The 18,090-nt window shown below is 48.5% G+C and carries 14 protein-coding genes; 8 read left to right on the top strand and 6 right to left on the bottom strand.

The window, feature by feature from the left end; translation table 11 throughout:
* Positions 1–86 precede the first annotated feature (86 nt).
* Positions 87–1,151, top strand: a complete 1,065-nt coding sequence (locus ONT08_RS04685) for a M20 family metallo-hydrolase (RefSeq protein WP_117586929.1) — start codon at positions 87–89, stop codon at positions 1,149–1,151.
* Positions 1,152–1,487: 336 nt separating this feature from the next.
* The gene (locus tag ONT08_RS04690) at positions 1,488–2,495 is read left to right on the top strand and encodes an IS110 family transposase (RefSeq protein ID WP_119235899.1); all 1,008 of its coding nucleotides are present in this window, start codon (positions 1,488–1,490) and stop codon (positions 2,493–2,495) included.
* Positions 2,496–2,591: 96 nt separating this feature from the next.
* Here ONT08_RS04690 and ONT08_RS04695 read toward each other — a convergent pair whose 3' ends face one another.
* The 4 genes from ONT08_RS04695 to dut are packed head-to-tail and all read right to left on the bottom strand — an operon-like array spanning position 2,592 to position 7,706.
* Positions 2,592–4,373 carry a murein hydrolase activator EnvC family protein gene (locus tag ONT08_RS04695; RefSeq protein ID WP_264959357.1) on the bottom strand — a complete coding sequence of 594 codons (1,782 nt, stop codon included), beginning with the start codon at positions 4,371–4,373 and terminating at the stop codon, positions 2,592–2,594.
* Positions 4,374–4,423: 50 nt separating this feature from the next.
* Positions 4,424–5,338: a DUF4292 domain-containing protein gene (locus ONT08_RS04700; RefSeq protein WP_264959358.1), complete on the bottom strand. Its 915-nt coding sequence runs from the start codon at positions 5,336–5,338 to the stop codon at positions 4,424–4,426.
* A gap of 37 nt (positions 5,339–5,375) precedes the next feature.
* Positions 5,376–7,226, bottom strand: coding sequence for a tetratricopeptide repeat protein (locus ONT08_RS04705; protein ID WP_264959359.1), 1,851 nt, complete (start codon positions 7,224–7,226; stop codon positions 5,376–5,378).
* Positions 7,227–7,268: 42 nt separating this feature from the next.
* Entirely contained in the window at positions 7,269–7,706 is a 438-nt protein-coding gene (gene dut, locus ONT08_RS04710) for a dUTP diphosphatase (protein ID WP_117587302.1), read from the bottom strand.
* A 168-nt stretch (positions 7,707–7,874) separates the two neighbouring features.
* Here dut and ONT08_RS04715 point away from each other — a divergent pair, with 168 nt between their 5' ends.
* The gene (locus tag ONT08_RS04715) at positions 7,875–9,212 is read left to right on the top strand and encodes a deoxyguanosinetriphosphate triphosphohydrolase (RefSeq protein ID WP_117587289.1); all 1,338 of its coding nucleotides are present in this window, start codon (positions 7,875–7,877) and stop codon (positions 9,210–9,212) included.
* 212 nt (positions 9,213–9,424) lie between these two features.
* Here the strand turns inward: ONT08_RS04715 and ONT08_RS04720 are convergent, their stop codons facing one another.
* Both ONT08_RS04720 and ONT08_RS04725 read right to left on the bottom strand, forming a co-directional pair.
* Entirely contained in the window at positions 9,425–10,420 is a 996-nt protein-coding gene (locus ONT08_RS04720; protein WP_117587290.1) for a GNAT family N-acetyltransferase, read from the bottom strand.
* Positions 10,421–10,492: 72 nt separating this feature from the next.
* The gene (locus tag ONT08_RS04725; RefSeq protein ID WP_117587291.1) at positions 10,493–11,320 is read right to left on the bottom strand and encodes a glycerol acyltransferase; all 828 of its coding nucleotides are present in this window, start codon (positions 11,318–11,320) and stop codon (positions 10,493–10,495) included.
* A gap of 356 nt (positions 11,321–11,676) precedes the next feature.
* On the opposite strand from ONT08_RS04725, the gene rsmH reads away from it, so the two are divergent.
* From rsmH to mraY, 5 genes are all read left to right on the top strand, one after another.
* On the top strand, positions 11,677–12,591 hold the full coding sequence (gene rsmH / locus ONT08_RS04730) for a 16S rRNA (cytosine(1402)-N(4))-methyltransferase RsmH (protein WP_264959360.1): 915 nt from the start codon (positions 11,677–11,679) through the stop codon (positions 12,589–12,591).
* On the top strand, positions 12,588–13,094 hold the full coding sequence (locus tag ONT08_RS04735) for an FtsL-like putative cell division protein (RefSeq protein ID WP_153083273.1): 507 nt from the start codon (positions 12,588–12,590) through the stop codon (positions 13,092–13,094). The genes rsmH and ONT08_RS04735 overlap by 4 nt, the downstream gene beginning before the upstream one ends.
* Positions 13,091–15,250 (top strand): penicillin-binding protein, encoded by a 2,160-nt coding sequence (locus ONT08_RS04740; RefSeq protein WP_264959361.1) that lies wholly within the window; start codon positions 13,091–13,093, stop codon positions 15,248–15,250. The genes ONT08_RS04735 and ONT08_RS04740 overlap by 4 nt, the downstream gene beginning before the upstream one ends.
* An 82-nt stretch (positions 15,251–15,332) precedes the next feature.
* On the top strand, positions 15,333–16,796 hold the full coding sequence (locus tag ONT08_RS04745; protein WP_118253889.1) for a UDP-N-acetylmuramoyl-L-alanyl-D-glutamate--2,6-diaminopimelate ligase: 1,464 nt from the start codon (positions 15,333–15,335) through the stop codon (positions 16,794–16,796).
* 24 nt (positions 16,797–16,820) lie between these two features.
* Entirely contained in the window at positions 16,821–18,089 is a 1,269-nt protein-coding gene (gene mraY, locus ONT08_RS04750) for a phospho-N-acetylmuramoyl-pentapeptide-transferase (protein ID WP_118085860.1), read from the top strand.
* Position 18,090 lies beyond the last annotated feature (1 nt).

Below are 18,090 nucleotides of genomic sequence, written 5' to 3' on the forward strand. Positions count from 1 at the left end.
AGAACACAAAATAAAAAGATATTTTTTCCACTTTATCTGCTCTTTTTTTCGTATCTTTGCAGAAAAAAACAAAGAATAGGGAGATTATGATGACACAAGAAGAATATGTAAGCGATGCCGTGGATTTGCTGAAAAAGCTCATCGCCACCCCATCTGTAAGCAGAAACGAGAAGGATGCTGCCGACATCATGGAGCAGACCATCCGCAAATATGGTTTCGAACCTCATCGTGTGGCGAACAACATCTGGATTATCGACCCTCATTACGATGAGAGCCGACCTACCCTGCTGCTCAACGCTCACATCGATACCGTGAAGCCTGTGGCTTCATGGACACGCAACCCGTTTTCACCGGATGTAGAAGAGGGTGTACTTTACGGCTTGGGCAGCAACGATTGCGGCGGTGGACTCTGTTCGCTCCTCCAGATATTCAGAATGCTGACCGCAAAGCCTCAGCAGTATAATCTTATCTATCTGGCATCCGCCGAAGAAGAGGTGTCGGGAAAGGATGGCATTACCCGTGCCCTGCCTTTGCTTCCGCATATCGACCTTGCCATCGTAGGTGAACCTACCGGCATGAACCCGGCTGTTGCCGAAAAGGGACTGATGGTGCTGGATGTGATTGCTCACGGAAAGAGCGGTCATGCTGCCCGCAACGAGGGAGTAAACGCTATCTACGAGGCATTGGATGATATGCGATGGATTCGTGACTATAAGTTTGAGAAGGTAAGCGAGTTCCTGGGACCTACCAAGATGACGCTTACCGTAGTGAATGCCGGAACCCAGCACAATGTGATTCCGGATAAGTGTACGATGCTTGTGGATATCCGCACCAACGAGTTCTATGACAACGAGGAGGTTTACAAGTTTATCTGCCAGCACCTGAAGAGCGAGGTGAAGGCGCACAGTTTCCGTCTGAAGTCATCCCGCATCGACCCGGCGCATCCTCTTATCAGGAAATGTGTAGCCATGGGCATGAAGCCATTCGGCAGTCCTACCCTCAGCGACCAGGCTCTGATGCACTTCCCTTCGTTCAAACTGGGTCCGGGCGAGTCCTCCCGCTCCCATTCAGCCGATGAATTTATCAAAATAAGCGAGATTTCGGATGCCGTAGCTAAATACCGGAAACTCTTGGATGGAGCCAGCATCTGAAAGAGACATTCGTTCTGACATTTGAAAGCTTTTGCCCTTACTATTATATTTGCACTTGGAAAAATAAAGAGGTGAAAATCTTTATATCTGCAAACTTTTGTTAACTTTGCAGAAAATTAGATAAGTACAATAAAAAAAGAAGAATACTCCATATCCAGCGTTAACCCTGTGCCCTTTCTAGCATAGTAAAGGCTTAGCCCTGTTTGGGGAACTGGATATTTTCTGAGCAGAAGCTTGAGAGTAAATTAGCCTGCTTGTGTAGAACAAGACAGGACTCGTAGTATAGTTGTAGCCGCTCAGAACGGAGCACCCTTCTTATTAAAAACTTCATTCAAAATGCAAATATACGGAATAGATTTGGCAAAAGAGAAATTTGACGTAAGTTTTTTCGACTTGACATCAAAAAAAGTATCAAACCAACCTTCACATAAGGTTGTAAAGAACAATTTTAAGAGTATCGGAAGGTTTTTAGAAACCCTTCCAAGCGATGCTGTATTGGTTGCTGAGCATACCGGAGTTTATGGTGATACTCTCTTGAAGTGCTGCATGGATAGCAATGTGAAGATTGCCTTTGTGGGTGGATATGTCATCCATAGATACAGAGCTACACCTGACCGTGCCAAGACGGATGTCCTGGATTGTGCACTGCTCAGAGATTTTGGAGAGAGATATCCTGATAAGCTGAAATACAAGACGTTTCCAGAAGAGGCTCTATATGAGCTTCGTCAATTGGCACGCCACCGAGAAATGCTCGTAGAACAGCGTAAGCAGCTAATAACAGCCGACAAGAGCGAGGATTGTCGTCCTATCAGAAGTCTTGCCGTCAAGCGAAGCATGGACCGCATCAAAGAGATGTTGGACACGGAAATTGCAGAGACGGAAAAAGAAATGTTGAAAGTCATAAATGGACATGAGAGCATTCGCCACAACTATGAGCTTGTTAAAAGTGTCGATGGAGTTGGGCTGATTACCGCAGTAGAACTATTGGTAAAAACAGAGAATTTCACAAAAATAACTACAGCGCGCCAATATGCTGCTTATGCAGGAACTGCGCCATACGAAAAATCATCGGGGAAAATGGACAAGGGAGCACATATATCCAAGATTGGTAATAGACGGTCAAAGACCTTGTTGTACATCTGCGCAGAAAGCGCCAGATTGCACAACAAGGAGATTAAACTGTATTACGAGAGGCGTACTTTAATAGATAAAAAGCCGCGTCATTATGTGCTAAATGCCATAGCAAACAAGTTGCTAAGGATCATATTCACCCTCGTGGAAAAAGGTGAATACTATGACGCAAACTTCATCAGGCAAGACCCAAGGGTCGTTAAATATAATTAACGTTAAAAAATACGCTCAAAGCTTGCTCAATTAGAGTAAAACAGGGCGTGCTGCTTCTAGCTGCAACTATTCATACATTATCGGCTCATTCATACATTATCGGCTCAGCCAAGCCTCCGGATTGAGCTTGGCAGTCTCCTTGCGAAGCTGGAACTGGAGGATGTTATCAGAGCCAACACTACCCAAAGCCTGACGGGTACTTACCTTCTGACCCTTATGAACGCTGACCGATTTCAGATTACAGTAAACAGAGATGTAGGCACCATGACGGACCAGCACATTCCACATGCCACCATAACCGAAGACGGCACTCACCTCACCATCGTAGATGCTGCGAGCCACACAACCCGGCTTGCCCTGGATATTGATACCCTTATTGTCGAGCGTTACACCCTTCAAACCTTCTACATGATACTGACCGAAATGACTCACCACACGGTAACTGCCGCTGATAGGCATCGGCAATCGGCCACGGTTAGCCTCGAATCCACCGCTCAGCATGCGGTCTACCGAACTCAAGGTAGAAGCCTCCTGTGCCTCCTTCTTGGCAGCGGCAATCTCACGGGTACTGCGTTCCGCATCCATCTTCGCCTTTAACTCGGCAGCCTGTCTTTCAGCCTCTGCCTTTCTTGCAGTCTGTTCGGCAGCAGCCTCACGGGCAGCCTGTTCTGCGGCGGCACGCTTGGCAGCCTCGGCAGCAGCACGCGCCCTAGCCTGCGCTTTTGCCTTCGCCTGAGCAGCAGCCTGGGCAGCAGCCTCCTCCTGAGCCTTTCTTGCAGCCTCGGCAGCCAGTCTTGCTTCTTCGGCAGCCTTTCTGCGGGCAGCTTCGGCAGCAGCCTCACGCGCCTTGGCTTCGGCTATACGACGGGCATTCTCCCTGGCAGCAGCCTCGGCAGCAGCTTTCTTGCGAGCCAGTTCCTCGGCACGCTTCTTGGCGGCAGCAGCGGCAGCAGCCTTTCGCTTAGCCTCGGCAGCAGCACGGGCTCTCGCCTTGGCAACTTCCCGAGCAATCAGACGGTCAATCTGTGCGTTGATTGCCGCATCTTTCTGACGCTGGTCGGCAATCAAAGCCTGAATGGTCTTCTGCTGTTTCTGCAATCCCTGCACCATTTCCTGCTGCTGGGTCTGCTTACCTTCCAATGCCGTCTTCTCCTGCTTACCCTTATATAATAAGGTGTTCTTATGTCCCTTTACATGCTGCAACTGCTGGTGCTTCTCGTTCACCTGCTTCTGCTTAGCCTTTACAGCCTCGCCCTGCACCTTCTGATAGGAAGAATACTGGCGGATGAAGGAAAGGCGGCGATACATCTGTGTCAGATTCTTGGCACTGAAGATGAACATCAGCTTGTCCTGAACCGTATGATGACGGCTCATATAGCGCATGGAACGGATATACTTGTTCTTGCGGTCCTGCAACTGTTGCTGAAGCGTTTTCAACTGTGCCTGCAGAATGCCGATATTGCCGTCAATATGATGGATATCCTTCTGGATACCGTCAATCTTCTTCTGACGCTGGTCTATTTCTCCGTTCAGCGCCATCAGGTCTTCAAGACGTTTCTTCACATCCGCCTTATTTCTCTGCAAAGCCTGCTCCTGTTCTCTGATCTTCTTCCGGATAGAAGCGCGCTGTCCCTGCAAACCTCGGATAGAGGCATTACTATAGGTTGCCGCCTTGCGTTCTGCTCTGGTTGACGCAGCTGATTTGGATGTTTTTCTGGACACATGCCTTCTGCTGTTCTTCTTTCTGGCAGGAGTAGCAGCCTTCTTTTTCGCAGTTACGGCAGTCTTCCTCACCGGCTTCTTCTGGGCAGTATGGTTCTGCGCAAAAGGTGCGAGCGAGAAGGTGATTGCCATGATGAATAATAAGATTCGCTTCATTTCTTATATTAAAAACCCATGTTCTATAATTTCAAACTCTTGATGAGTATTTACATACTCAATATCTTGCTGAGCACATCAGTTGGAGAAATCTGCTTGTATTTGCCCGAAATCTCGGTCTGAGTGCTCCATTTGCTGTCGGTCTTCACCTGATTCAATTCCAGATTGATCTTAGCCTCCTGCTTTTTCCTGGTAGCAGTAGTGGTCATCGACAGATTCAGGGAGGCAGGGAACATCTTGACGCCTACACTCTTGAAGTTGCCGTAGTCGACGTGGAGATTGGAGGTGCCGTTCAGCGCACTCTTATAGACAACATCTGCTGCTGTGATACGGCCGGTAGTGCGGTTGGCTGTCCAGGCATAGGTCATATTGCCGTTCCTGAAACTAACCGGCACAGCATCTCCTGCCACATCCAGTCTGGCATCAAACTTCTTCAGGTCTGATTCCTTCACAGTTCTTTCGCCCGGCAGGAGCAGCTGGTTCCAGAAGAGAGCCTGCAGAGAATAGAAGGAGATGCCCTGCTTCTTGAGGAAGTCTACCTGGGTATAATCTGCCTTGATATATTCCTTGTGCAGACGGTCGATGATAAGTACATGGTCGGGAGTAAACTCCAGACGGCCCACCTCTGTACCCAAGATAGGAATAAAGAGCTGGATGCGGATGATTTCATCCTTACGCATGCTCAGTTTGCCCGGCACAGTAATGTCCTTATCACCAGCCTGGAGAGTAAACGACATGTTGCCTACAATATTCTTGGTATACACCTGATTGTCTGAAACCTTCTGTACGAAAGCCAACTTCTTGAGAGTCTCACTCTGACGAGAGTCAGAACCCTTGGTGGCATTCTCTTTCTGATGACTGGCTGATGATGAGCCAGAGCCCTGTACATTCTTGCTGGTTCCACAAGAACCGAGGAGCAGGATGCTGCAGGCTGCGGCAAGCAGCATCATCTTATTCTTCTTCATTATATATTTCATCTTTCTTGATTTTTCTACTTTCCGTTTATTTCTTCTTACCTTTTCTAACTGACTTTTTCGTAGCGGCAGGTTTCTGCTTTGGCGCATTACGCTTCTTCAGTTCTTCTCCGGTAATATATTGTCTGTTCTTAATCTTCCATGCCAGCACCTCAGTCTGGTTCTCGCCGGTATAGGCTTTCTTCCAGAAATCTACGGATTCATCGGCCATACCATTCATATAATAGATATCGCCGGCATGTTCCAGAACCGTACTGTTATCCGCGGTGGAATCGCGGTTTTTGAGTGCCTGATCTATATAGGTCTTGGCATCAGCATAGCGTTCTTCCATAAAGAGAATCCAAGCATAGGTATCCAGATAAGTACCGTTGTTCGGCTCTGCCTTGATGGTCTTGTAGCTCATCGACTCAGCCTTATGCAGGTCAACGCCCTTCTCGCTCAGATAGTAGGCATAGTTGTTCAGCGCCATCACGTTGTCATCTTTCCATAGCAGGCAGGAGTCGTAAGCCGCAAAGGCTTCCTGCTCTTCACCTTTCTTATGAAGGATATCGCCGGTTACGGCATAGAGGTCGGAAACCAGGTCAGCCGGCGACTGTGCATTCACCTGCGCCAATCCGAGACGGAACTCACGGAGCGCCTCTTCTTCCTTATCTTTCTGATAATACGCCATTCCACCGAAGTAATAGAACACCATTTCTTCGGGATTATACTCCTGAGCCGCCTTACATTGCAGGGAAACCAGGTCATATTTCTTCTCGTTCCAGAGCATCTGTACGAGTTGCATTCTGGCATTCACATTATCCGGCGCTATGGTAAGCACCTTTTCGAAGGCACGGCATACCGAGTCGGCTGGCATTTTCTTCAAACTCATGTAAGCAGCTCTCATCTCTGCCACTTCAGCAGACGGATGAGCTACGTTGAGTGCCTTGTCGAACAGCGCAATCACCTTGGTAGAATCGCCACCTTCGCTCTCGTTCTTCTGAATGAAAGAGCGGTACATCATCACCTTGGTCTCCAGATCCGATTTCGGACTCATCAGGATTTTATCGAGCATCTGCTCGGCAAGCTGCTCCTGACGGGTGGCATTATAATAGTCGTAAAGCGACATCTGGGCATAGGAGTTATCAGGTTCTTCCTTCAGCACATCGGTAAAGCACTTGTAGGCTTCCTTCTGGCGGTTGTGCTGTACGAGCCAATTGCCCAGCATCGTCTTGTACTGCATATCCAGCGGATGCTGGTCTACCAGCGACTTCAGTTCCTGATAGGCAGCCTTCTTGTCGTCCATCAGTTCATAAACTCTCATTTTAGAGAGGGTGAACTGTTCGCTTTCACCTTCTTCCACTTCAAGACGCGAAATGGTTTTGAGTACCGATTTATAATCCTTGTTCTGTGAATAAAGCTGAACCAGAATGCGGAGGGCATCGGTATTATCGTGGTTTTTGGCATACAGATTCTCATAGGCATCGATGGCAAGATCGTATTTCTGGTTACCTATATAATATCTGCCCAACTGCTCTGCATAGGTCTGGTTTTCCGGATTCAGTTCTATTGCCTTCTGCATATAGGCAAGTGCCAGAGAATCCTGTTTGAGCTGAGAATAGAAAAGCGACTCATAGAAATAGGTCTCAGCCGCCTTCGGGTCAATCTTCCTGGCATGTTCAAAGAGGTCGAAAGCCGCCGAATAATTGCCGGCAGCCTGCTGGCGTGCTCCCTCCAGGAAGAAATAGTTGTAGCGCTGGCGGTCGTCCGGAGAGAGATGGTCCTCCTGAACCACCGGCTTCTGAACCGGCTGCACCTTCTTTTTACGGGCAAGCGACGGCATGGCTACCATGCCCAGCAAGACCAGCCCCAATGCCCAACTGATATTTCTAAGATTCATCTTCACGATTCTAATCCTTTCTATTCTATCTTAAACAATTTGTTATTTTACACCCGTATGACCATATCCACCGGCTCCACGTTCGGTCTCATCGAGTTCATTAACCTCGATGAAATCGCATTGTTCGTGCTTAGCCAGCACCATCTGGGCTATACGCTCGCCATCATTGATAACGAAATTCTCTGTAGAGAAATTGATGAGCAGAACCATGATTTCACCGCGATAATCGGCATCGATGGTTCCCGGCGTATTCAGTACGGTAATGCCATGCTTCAAAGCCAGACCGCTGCGAGGACGAATCTGCGCTTCATACCCTGCTGGCAAAGCCATATAAAGACCAGTTGGCACCAATCGGCGCTCCATAGGATGAAGCACGATTGCCTCATCGATGTTTGCACGCAAATCCATGCCGGCACTCTGTGGTGTAGCAAACGCAGGTAGAGGCTGATGCCCCTTGTTGATAATCTGTACTTTTATCATGAATTTTTCTTTTTTATCTGTGTCTGAGTTTAACAATCTGCAAAAATAAGCAATTTTGATGGAATAAATGAATTTTTGAGGATAAAAACATGTAATTTATCATATTTTATTTTGATTTGTGCTTACTTTAGTGTATTTTTGCGCTACAGAATCAAGTAATACAATAATATGGAATGGAAACAACTGATATCCAACAAGCGTTTCGGACAGGAGCATAAGCATGCCGAGCGCCATGATGATCGCTCTGAATTCAAGCGCGATTACGACCGTCTTATCTTTTCATCGGCATTCCGCCGCCTGCAGAACAAGACGCAGGTTTTCCCTTTGCCGGGCAGCATCTTCGTTCACAACCGCCTCACCCACAGTCTGGAGGTGGCGAGTGTGGGCATGTCGATAGGTAACGACATTTCCCGACACGTCATCCGGAAGCGGCCTGAACTGAAGGATACGCTCGTTGAGGAGATAGGTACCATTGTAAGTGCAGCCTGTCTGGCACATGATTTGGGCAATCCGCCTTTCGGTCATTCCGGCGAGAAAGCCATCCAGACTTTCTTCTCTGAAGGACCGGGTCAGAAAATAAAATCAATGGTTTCATCGGAGTTTTGGGATGATATTACGCATTTCGAAGGCAACGCAAATGCCTTCAGAATCCTGACCCACCGGTTCAAGGGGCGCCGTCAGGGAGGCTTCGTGATGACCTATTCCATGCTTGCTTCTATCGTAAAATACCCGTTTGCAAGCAGTCTTGCCGACAACCACGGCAAATTCGGTTTCTTTGCTTCCGAAGCGGAATCTTACAGGAAAATTGCCGATGAATTGGGCATTTTTTGCAAATCTGCACCGGGTGAGCCTCTCAAATACGCCCGCCATCCACTTGTATATATGGTAGAAGCTGCTGACGATATCTGCTACGAAATCATGGACATCGAAGACTCCCATAAGCTCAAGATTCTTTCCTTTGCCGAGACGGAGCACTTGCTGCTGAGTTTCTTCGATGAAGATATCCAGCAGAAGATACGCCAGCGCATCATCGACGAAGAAATGACTGACGAAAACGAGAAAGTGGTTTACATGAGAGCCAGCGTCATCGGCAAACTGGAGAACGAATGTGTGGCAGCCTTCCTGGCGCACGAGGAAGAAATCCTTGCCGGAACTTTCGAGGGCAGTCTCATCGACCACATTTCCGAGCGCCAGAAAAAGGCATACAAGGAATGTGAGAAGATCTCCTACTCTAAGATTTACCAAAGCAAGCCGGTGCTCGACATAGAACTGTCGGGTTATAAAATCATGGCAACTCTGATGGAGGTTTTCATAGAGGCAGCCGTCAACCCATCGCGTTTCTACTCCAAGCAGCTCTTGCGCCGGGTAAGCAGCCAGTATGATATAGAGAACGAGAATCTGGAGGAGCGCATCATGGCGGTAATTGATTATATCAGCGGCATGACCGACATCTATGCGCTCGACATCTATCAGAAGATCAACGGAATCAGTCTGCCTATTGTATAAGGAAGCGGAGTTCAAACATACATATCTTTACACGTTTAGACACATGAAAATGCCAGAACGATACACTTTTCGACACATAAAACCAAAATTCCGCTGCCTTTTCCGAGATTCATTAAGACTATTTAACCGAGGCAAGCAGTTTTTACAGAAAACAAAAATCCCATGTTTCTATTGCCAATAAGCAATAAGAACATGGGATTCTGCGGTATAGTCTAGATACCTTTTTCCTTATAAATCACATTATTGGCTCCGCTCGTAATCTTCAGAGCCTCAGGATGTTCCTTAATAAAACTATTGATATGGCGAACTCGCTTCTCTTCCAAAATCTCATCGATGGCGATGAGGATACCGGTCTCCTCCACATCACCAAAACCATAGTTGATGGCGGTACCGAAAAGCTTCATCGTAGGACTCAGACTCATGTAGGCATTAACAAGAGGAGGAATATTATAACCCAACTTGCGAACTTCACGGTTCAGGATGCGATAGTCTGCCTTGAAGTCATCTTCTGTAAAGATGGCAGCCAAATCACTCTCTGGAGTATCCAATTTCAGCGGTTTCATCGGGAGTACGAGGTTCTCCTTGTCATCGAAATGCTTCTTGAGGAAATAGAGAATCATGTCGCGGCCACGACGGATGTAAGACGGATACATCGTCATCTTGCCGAAGAAATATTTTACTTCCGGATAGAGAACCGTCAAAGCGCCCAAACCATCCCAGAGATTGTCGAGAGCAAAGATACTCTTGGTGTTGGTACGCACATTCTGATATTCGAGCGAAACGAAGGAACGGCCCAACTCTACGGTATAAGGCATATACTCCTTGAGGAACTTGTCGGAGAAATGGAACATGTGGCTGGTTGCCAGCTTAGGCTGTCCCTTCTCATCGAGCTGCCAGTCCCTACCCAGGAGATAACGGTAACCGCCGATAATCTCATCGGCTTCAGGATTCCAAACTATCAGCTGCTTGTAACAGTTGTCACCAAAGTCGAACTCATCAAGATCCATAGATTTGCCCGTTCCGCCTCCCGCTTCGCGGAAAGCGATTTCACGAAGTCGACCAATCTCTTTCAGCACATTAGGCGAATCATTTGCCGTAACGATGTAAATCTCGTTATGGCTCTTATTGGTCATTCTCAGTTGCTTGTCGGGTGTAAGCTCGCTCTTCAGGAGCTCACGGTCAATCGGTTGGATGATTTCTTCTTCCATATTACTCTTCTTCTATGCTATGATTCTACGATTTCGTTAATATAAAACAATGTTCCCGGGTTTTGTAAACCATTAAAGTTCATAAACCCTGTCTTCAACATACTGCGCCCACTCGGTAGCCGACTTGCTCTTATCAAAAGTCTGCCAAGGAATCGGTTTGCCGATGGAGATGCGGAAATGCTTGCCCACATTCCTGTACATCTCGTCAACCAGAAACAGCATGGCGAGATTGAACGGCAGATACTTGTCGCTAAATCGGGCGATGCTGTAGAAACGTTCAGAGTTGCGCCCTCCGAAATGGATAGGCACCACATCGCGCTGATATTCTATACTCTTAGAGATAAACGTCTTCTTCCAAGGCAGGTCGTGGATGGTTCCATCCTTGCGCTTGCGGCTGTTCAAGCCTGCCGGAAACATCAGCATGTGGCTGTCACTCTTGAAGCCCGCCTCCACCATCCGTGGGAAATCGCGACTCTGGCGACCCGTCTTGTTGATGCCGATACTTACAGGTTTCAAACCCGGCAAGTTGAGCAGAAGATCATTCACCAGATAGCGGAACTTGCCATCATAGTGCTTGCCGATGATGGAACCGAGACATACACCGTCCTGTCCGCCCAGAGGATGATTGGAAACAAAGGTATAGAGTTTGCCGTCGTTCTTGTCAGGCAGGTTTTCCAAGCCTACGATTTCAACATCCATCTTCAGATAGCGCACACATTCGGTGAGCCATTCAGTACCCGAAAGGCCACGGCTCTCCCACAAGAACCTGTTCACCTCGTCCTCGTGAATAATCTTCTTGAGCCAGGAAACCAGGAAGCGCGGTACGAATTTCACCTTGCTTCCCATCTTGCTCTTAAGAATCTTATCTATGTCTATCGTTTTCTCTATTGATTCACTCATGTTTGCTAAAACTTATATAAGTTAGTGCAAAAGTAACTCAACTTTTTCAAATACGTGCCATTTTTTCCAAAAAAATAGCAAAAAAGCGAAAATTTATTAGTTTTTTTAAACTATCACGACAAATCGAGCCCATTTTGCACGTATTTTTGCAAAAACATCACACTTGATGAGACCAAAAAGGCGATGCCCGAAACTGGAAGGTGAAGTTGACCAAAAACAACTTTTTCATTAAGTTTTATAAATTTTGTGGGAAAATGTAAGGCTATATGGAGATTTTTATGTACCTTTGAACCCAAATTTATACATTAATAAGTACGCACGCAATATTATAACGCGATAAGACAGCAAAAAGATATATGATAAAGACAGCAGAAACATATCACGTACCGGTGCTCCTCAAGGAGAGCGTTGACGGGTTGAACATACAGCCAGGAGGCATCTATGTAGACGTAACCTTCGGTGGTGGCGGACATTCCAGAGAGATTCTGTCGCGCCTGACTGAGGGAGCGCACCTGTACAGTTTCGACCAGGATGCCGATGCAGAGCGCAACGTGGTGGCAAACGAGAACTTCACCTTCGTATGCTCCAACTTCAGATTCCTGAAAAACTGGATGCGCTACTACGGGGTAGACGGACTCGACGGACTGTTAGCCGACCTGGGCGTATCGAGCCACCACTTCGATGACGAGACCCGCGGTTTCTCCTTCCGTTTCGACTCCCCACTCGACATGCGCATGAACAAGCGTGCAGGCAAGACTGCTGCCGACATCGTAAACGAATATGACGAAGGTGCCCTTGCCGACATCTTCTACCTATACGGTGAGCTGAAGAACTCGCGCCGCATCGCCTCGGCACTCGTCAAGGCAAGAACCGAGAAGCCCATCCTTACCACCAAAGACTTCATGGCAGCCGTAGAGCCCCTCTTCAAGCGGGAACGCGAGAAGAAAGACATGGCAAAACTCTTCCAGGCGCTGCGCATAGAAGTGAACCACGAGATGGACGCCCTGAAAGAGATGCTCCGCTCAGCCACAGAACTTCTGAAACCGGGAGGCCGACTCAGCGTCATCACCTATCACTCGCTGGAAGACAGAATCGTAAAGAACATGATGAAAGCGGGCAATGCAGAAGGCAAGATAGAGCAGGACTTCTTCGGAAGAATAGAAATCCCTTTCAAACTCGTGAACAACAAGGTAATCGTTCCCGATGCCGACGAGCAGGAAAGGAACCCTAGGAGCAGAAGCGCCAAACTAAGAATAGCAGAAAAGAAATGATAAACGATAAAGACATAAACATCAGTGAGAAGCCTATAGCCGAAGAAAAGGCACAGGCATCACAGGAACCGCCGAAGCAGGAAACTCCGCAGCAGGAGCCACAGCAGCAGGAGGCTCCACAGGCTTCGCTCAAGGAAGTGATTGCCAAGCAAGCCATTGAGGAAGAGGCGTCAGGATCATCGAGCTTTACGCTGCGAAAGATTCTGGGTGGAGACATTCTTACCGCACAAATCATACGCCGGCAGATATGGCTCGTTATCCTCATCGTGTTTTTTGTCATTATCTACATATCCAACCGATACAATATCCAGAACGATATCATCGAGTTGGACAAACTGCAGAAAGAACTGCAAGACACCAAATACAAAGCGCTGTCTACAAGCAGCCAGATAACAGAGAAGAGTCGTGAAAGTAATGTGCTCGACATGCTGAAGAACAACAAAGACAGCGTGCTGCACATCGCCACCCAACCTCCATACATCATAAACGTACCCGAAGAATGAGCAGCAAATTTGATCACAAGAAAGTAATGCCCCGCTACAGCGCCATCGCCATCATCATGACGATTTTCGCCATAGCCGTAGTGGGTAAAGCGCTCTACATCATGACCGCCAAGCATGATTACTGGATGAAGGTGGCAGAACGGCAGAAGAAGGATTCCGTGACCGTAAAACCAAACCGAGGCAACATCTTGAGCTGCACAGGACAGCTGATGGCAAGTTCGCTGCCGGAATTTAAGGTTTTCATGGACTTCAAGGCGCTGAAAGATGCAGAAAACGACTCGCTGTGGGATGCCAAGCAAGACTCCATCTATCTTTGCCTGCACCAGATATTTCCGAATCTGAGCGAGTCTGATTTCAAGAAGCACCTCACCGAAGGTCGCGCCAAGATGAGCCGCCACTGGCCGGTTTATCCGAAGCGTGTAGACTATAACACCTTCACCGAGATAAAGAACATCCCTGTATTCCGCCTGAAACCCTACCAGAGCGGTTTCCACTGGGAAGAATATAATGCCCGAACCAGAACTTACGGTTCGCTGGCAGGCCGTACCATCGGAGCCATGTATGGCGCCAAGGATACCGCCCGCTTCGGTCTGGAGCTGAGTTACGACTCCATCCTGCGAGGCACCAACGGTATCGTGCATCGCCGCAAGGTTCGCAACAAGTTCCTCGACATTACCGATACCCCTCCTATTGACGGAGCCGATATCGTGACCACCATCGATGTGAGCATACAAGACCTTGCCGAACGCTCACTCATCGACGAGCTGAAGGAAATCAACGCCAATGTGGGTGTAGCCATCGTGATGGATGTACCTACGGGCGACATCAAGGCCATCGTAAACATGGAGAAATGTTTCGACGGCGAATACAGAGAAATCCACAACCATGCCGTGAGCGACCTTCTGGAGCCAGGTTCAGTGTTCAAGCCAGCCTCTATCCTCGTAGCGCTGGACGACGGAGTGGTAGACACGACCTGTCACGTAGAAACCGGTGGCGGTATATGGCCGATGTACGGCAGAGAAATGAAAGATCACAACTGGCGAAAAGGCGGATACGGAATGCTGACCCTCGCACAGACCCTGTGGTACAGTTCGAACATCGGTGTGAGCCGCATCATAGACGACCATTACCGCAACAACCCGGAGAAATTCATAAAGGGTATCTACCGTACCGGTCTGCACGACGACCTGAAGATTCCACTGGTGGGAGCAACACCAGCCAGAATCCGCATGCCGCACAGAAACAAGAACGGACAATATGACAACTGGGCAAAGACCAGTTTGCCATGGATGAGTATCGGATATGAGACCCAGGTACCGCCTATCTCTACCCTCACCTTCTACAACACCATCGCCAACAACGGCAAGATGATGCGACCAAGATTCGTGAGCAAGGTAGTGAAGAACGGAGAAACCATCATGGAATTTCCTCCTGAAGTGATGCGCCAGCAGATAGCCAAGGAGAAGAGCATCAAGGAGCTGCAAACCATCCTGGAACAGGTGGTAAGCGTGGGACTGGGAAAGAAAGCCGGTTCGCCTAACTTCAAAGTGGCAGGAAAGACCGGTACAGCCCAGATTTCAAAAGGTGCCGGTGGATATAAGAGTGGCGGAACCAGCTATCTCATCAGCTTCGCAGGCTACTTCCCTGCCGATGCGCCACGCTACAGCTGTATCGTCTGCATACAGAAATCCGGTTTGCCTGCTTCGGGCGGTACGATGTGCGGTAAGGTCTTCCATCAGATTTCAGAAGGCATCATGGCGCAGAGTCTGAAAGTTGACGTAAAGGACGCCCGCGACTCAGCATCCGTCTTCGTTCCTGACGTAAAGGCAGGCAATATCCTTGCTGCCAACTATGTGCTCAGCCACCTCGGCATCAAGACCAATGCCAACTGGAGTGGCAGCTATGCCGACGGCAACCCTATCTGGGGCAAGGCAGAGCGCGTGGGTAACCACAGCATCAAGCTCATCAGGGAGAAGCAATACGGCAAGACGATCGTACCCGACATTACCGGAATGGGAGCCCGAGACGCTATCTACAATATGGAGAGCCGGGGCATCAAGACCCAGATTATAGGTAGAGGAAAGGTAGTAAAGCAGAGTCTGGTGCCGGGAACGGTCATCAAGAAAGGTGCCGTATGCAGCATTGTGCTCGAATAAAACTCAGAAACAGTTATCTGAAACCCTATATATAATAAGGTGCAGATAAAGAAATATTTAGAATATAAAACAGAAACAGGATATGAAGTTACAAGAATTACTCAAAAACATCGAGCCGGTTCAGATAATCGGCGATGCTGATGTAGAGGTTACGGGAGTAAACATCGACTCTCGCAAGATTAAGGAAGATCATCTCTTCGTTGCCATGAAGGGAACGCAGGTTGACGGTCACAAGTTTATTCCAAAGGCATTGGAACTGGGCGCAAAGTCGGTTTTGTGCGAAGACATGCCTGAAGAGAAAGTTGAGGGCGTAACTTACATTCAGGTCGCTTCGACCGAGGATGCTGTCGGCAAGGTAGCAACCCTCTTCTACGGCGACCCTTCAAGAAAGCTCAAACTGGTAGGCGTAACAGGTACCAATGGTAAGACCACCATTGCCACCTTATTATATAATATGTTCCGCAAGTTCGGCCATAAGTGTGGTTTGCTCTCTACCGTCTGCAACTACATTGAGGACGAGGCTATCCCTGCCGACCATACCACCCCAGACCCTATCGAACTGAACATGCTCCTGGGCAAGATGGTAGAGGCTGGCTGCGAGTATGCCTTCATGGAGTGCTCTTCTCACGCCATCGCACAGAAGCGTATCGGAGGTCTGCAGTTTGCCGGAGGCTTGTTCACCAACCTGACCCGCGACCACCTCGATTACCACAAGACATTCGAGAACTACCGTAACGCCAAGAAGGCTTTCTTCGACGGACTGCCTAAGACAGCCTTTGCCATTACCAATGCCGACGACAAGAACGGCATGATCATGGTACAGAACACCAAGGCTACCGTGAAAACCTACTCTACCCGCAGCATGGCAGACTTCAGAGCCAGGATTCTGGAGTGTCACTTCGGCGGCATGTATCTGGAGATTGACGGCAGAGAAGTGGGCGTACAGTTCATCGGTAAGTTCAACGTGAGCAACCTGCTCGCCGTATATGGTGCAGCCATTATGCTCGGCAAGAAGCCAGAGGATGTACTCGTAGTGATGAGTACCCTTCACAGCGTAAGCGGAAGACTGGAACCAATCCAGTCACCAGAAGGTTATACCGCCATTGTTGACTATGCCCATACACCAGATGCACTGGAGAACGTATTGAACGCCATCCACGAAGTGCTCGAAGGCAAGGGCGGAGAAGTCATCACCGTTTGCGGTGCCGGTGGCAACCGTGACAAGGGCAAGCGCCCATTGATGGCACAGGAGGCTGTAAAGCAGAGCGATAAGGTAATCATCACCAGCGACAACCCACGTTTCGAAGAGCCACAGGACATCATCAACGACATGCTTGCCGGACTCAATGCCCAGCAAATGAAGAAGGTAATCAGCATCGTAGACCGCAAGGAAGCCATCCGCACAGCCTGCATGCTGGCAAAGAAGGGCGACGTGATTCTCGTAGCCGGTAAGGGACACGAAGATTACCAGGAGATCAAGGGCGTAAAGCACCACTTTGACGATAAGGAGGTGATTCGCGACATCTTCGGAATTTCACAGAAGTAAAAGCAATTAAGAAAAGAAAGAAAAATGTTATACTATCTCTTTAGATTTCTGGAGCAGTGGGGCATCTCAGGTTCTCACATGTGGGGCTACATCTCATTCCGTGCCCTGCTTGCGCTGATTTTATCATTGGTAATCTCTGCCTGGTTCGGCGAGAAATTCATCAAGTATCTCAAGAGCAAGCAAATTACAGAGACACAGCGCGATGCCAGCATCGACCCGTTTGGTGTCAAGAAGATTGGCGTTCCTTCTATGGGTGGTGTCATCATCATCCTGGCTATCCTCGTACCGGTACTGTTACTCGGACGTTTGCGCAACATCTATCTGATTCTGATGATCATCACCACCGTATGGCTCGGCTTTCTCGGTGGAATGGACGACTTCATCAAGATATTCAAGCGCGACAAGGAGGGATTGAAGGGCAAATATAAGATTATAGGACAGATTGGCATCGGCCTGATCGTGGGACTGGTACTCTGGTCTTCACCTGATGTAAAGATGAACGAGAACCTCGCCATTGAGCAACAGGGACAGGAAACGGTGGTAAAGCATCGTACGGAAGCAAGAAAATCGCTGAAGACCACCATCCCATTCGTCAAGGGACACAACCTCGACTATTCCAGCATCACCAGTTTCTGCGGTAAGTACAAGGTAGCAGCAGGCTGGATTCTCTTCGTCATCATGACCATCTTCGTTGTAACAGCCGTATCAAACGGTGCCAACCTCAACGATGGTATGGACGGAATGTGTGCCGGAAACTCCGCCATCATAGGTGTGGCGCTAGGCATACTTGCATATGTGTCGTCGCACATCGAGTTTGCCGCCTACCTCAATATCATGTATATTCCTGGTTCTGAGGAACTGGTAGTATTCTTCTGTGCCTTCATCGGAGCCCTCATCGGTTTCCTCTGGTACAACGCCTACCCTGCCCAGGTATTCATGGGCGATACGGGTTCGCTGACCATCGGCGGTATCATCGCAGTAGGTGCCATCATCATCCACAAGGAGCTGATGCTGCCTATCCTCTGCGGTATTTTCTTCGTAGAAAGCCTCAGCGTGATGATACAGGTTTACTATTACAAGATAGGAAAGCGGAGAGGTGTGAAGCAGCGTATCTTCAAGCGCACACCTATCCACGACAACTTCCGCACACAGGACAGTCAGCTGGATCCTGACTGCAAGTATCTGTGGAAGAAGCCTCGCAACTGCTTCCATGAATCAAAGATTACCATCCGTTTCTGGATTGTAACCATCATTCTGGCAGCATTGACCATCATCACATTGAAGATCAGATAAA

Origin of the sequence: Segatella copri (assembly GCF_026015465.1) — a bacterium.
GTDB lineage: Bacteria > Bacteroidota > Bacteroidia > Bacteroidales > Bacteroidaceae > Prevotella > Prevotella copri_E.

Bases quoted from the DNA above. Each gene is read 5' to 3' on its own strand.
- ONT08_RS04715 (WP_117587289.1), top strand. From the start codon at position 7,875: ATGGAATGGAAACAACTGATATCCAACAAGCGTTTCGGACAGGAGCAT.
- ONT08_RS04700 (WP_264959358.1), bottom strand. From the start codon at position 5,338: ATGAAGAAGAATAAGATGATGCTGCTTGCCGCAGCCTGCAGCATCCTG.
- ONT08_RS04690 (WP_119235899.1), top strand. From the start codon at position 1,488: ATGCAAATATACGGAATAGATTTGGCAAAAGAGAAATTTGACGTAAGT.
- ONT08_RS04685 (WP_117586929.1), top strand. From the start codon at position 87: ATGATGACACAAGAAGAATATGTAAGCGATGCCGTGGATTTGCTGAAA.
- ONT08_RS04725 (WP_117587291.1), bottom strand. From the start codon at position 11,320: ATGAGTGAATCAATAGAGAAAACGATAGACATAGATAAGATTCTTAAG.
- ONT08_RS04745 (WP_118253889.1), top strand. From the start codon at position 15,333: ATGAAGTTACAAGAATTACTCAAAAACATCGAGCCGGTTCAGATAATC.
- ONT08_RS04740 (WP_264959361.1), top strand. From the start codon at position 13,091: ATGAGCAGCAAATTTGATCACAAGAAAGTAATGCCCCGCTACAGCGCC.
- ONT08_RS04695 (WP_264959357.1), bottom strand. From the start codon at position 4,373: ATGAAGCGAATCTTATTATTCATCATGGCAATCACCTTCTCGCTCGCA.
- rsmH (WP_264959360.1), top strand. From the start codon at position 11,677: ATGATAAAGACAGCAGAAACATATCACGTACCGGTGCTCCTCAAGGAG.
- mraY (WP_118085860.1), top strand. From the start codon at position 16,821: ATGTTATACTATCTCTTTAGATTTCTGGAGCAGTGGGGCATCTCAGGT.
- ONT08_RS04705 (WP_264959359.1), bottom strand. From the start codon at position 7,226: ATGAATCTTAGAAATATCAGTTGGGCATTGGGGCTGGTCTTGCTGGGC.
- ONT08_RS04735 (WP_153083273.1), top strand. From the start codon at position 12,588: ATGATAAACGATAAAGACATAAACATCAGTGAGAAGCCTATAGCCGAA.
- dut (WP_117587302.1), bottom strand. From the start codon at position 7,706: ATGATAAAAGTACAGATTATCAACAAGGGGCATCAGCCTCTACCTGCG.
- ONT08_RS04720 (WP_117587290.1), bottom strand. From the start codon at position 10,420: ATGGAAGAAGAAATCATCCAACCGATTGACCGTGAGCTCCTGAAGAGC.